Source organism: Paenibacillus pasadenensis, assembly GCF_023715725.1.
GTDB lineage: Bacteria > Bacillota > Bacilli > Paenibacillales > Paenibacillaceae > Paenibacillus_O > Paenibacillus_O pasadenensis_A.
Map to the genome: position 1 here is coordinate 1 of NZ_JAMBOT010000026.1, position 1,383 is coordinate 1,383.

Sequence of the window (1,383 nt, forward strand, 5' to 3'; positions counted from 1 at the left end):
GTGAGGCACACCAGGGGAACTGAAACATCTAAGTACCCTGAGGAAGAGAAAACAATAGTGATTCCGTCAGTAGCGGCGAGCGAACGCGGATTAGCCCAAACCAGGGGGCTTGCTCCCTGGGGTTGTGGGACGTCTCACACGGAGTTACAAAGGAATGGGGTAGGCGAAGAGGTCTGGAAAGGCCCGCCACAGCAGGTAAAAGCCCTGTAGCTCAAACCTCATTCCCTCCGAGACGGATCCCGAGTACCGCGAGACACGTGAAACCTCGTGGGAATCCGGCAGGACCATCTGCCAAGGCTAAATACTCTCTGGCGACCGATAGTGAAGCAGTACCGTGAGGGAAAGGTGAAAAGCACCGCGGGAGCGGAGTGAAATAGAACCTGAAACCGTGCGCTTACAAAAAGTCAGAGCCCTCTATATGGGTGATGGCGTGCCTTTTGTAGAATGAACCGGCGAGTTACGTTCACGTGCAAGGTTAAGTCGGGAAGACGGAGCCGCAGCGAAAGCGAGTCTGAATAGGGCGCCATAGTACGTGGATGTAGACCCGAAACCGGGTGATCTACCCCTGTCCAGGGTGAAGGTGCGGTAACACGCACTGGAGGCCCGAACCCACGAATGTTGAAAAATTCGGGGATGAGGTGGGGGTAGCGGAGAAATTCCAATCGAACCCGGAAATAGCTGGTTCTCCCCGAAATAGCTTTAGGGCTAGCCTCGGTGTTGAGCATGCTGGAGGTAGAGCACTGATTGGGTGCGGGGCCCGCCAAGGGTTACCAAGTCCAGTCAAACTCCGAATGCCAGTCATGTATAACCGGGAGTCAGACGGTGAGTGCTAAGATCCATCGTCAAGAGGGAAACAGCCCAGATCATCAGCTAAGGTCCCCAAGTGTGTGTTAAGTGGGAAAGGATGTGGAGTTGCCCAGACAACCAGGATGTTGGCTTAGAAGCAGCCACCATTTAAAGAGTGCGTAATAGCTCACTGGTCGAGTGACTCTGCGCCGAAAATGTAACGGGGCTAAACACACCACCGAAGCTATGGCATGTATCTAAGATACTTGGGTAGGGGAGCGTTGTGTATAGGTAGAAGTCAGACCGCAAGGACTGGTGGACAGTACACAAGTGAGAATGCCGGTATGAGTAACGAAAAGATCAGTGAGAATCTGATCCGCCGAAAGCCTAAGGGTTCCTGAGGAAGGTTCGTCCGCTCAGGGTAAGTCGGGACCTAAGGCGAGGCCGAAAGGCGTAGTCGAAGGACAACAGGTTGATATTCCTGTACCACCGTAAGCCGTTATGAGCAATGGGGTGACGCAGAAGGGTAGTGACGCGGACCGATGGATGTGTCCGTCCAAGCAGTGAGGCTGGTTTGTTGGCAAATCCGCAAACCGT

1 rRNA gene is annotated in these 1,383 nt (G+C 53.8%); it reads left to right on the forward strand.

Annotated features, from left to right (window positions below):
• A 23S ribosomal RNA gene (locus M3223_RS23770) occupies positions 1 to 1,383 on the forward strand; the annotation flags it as partial.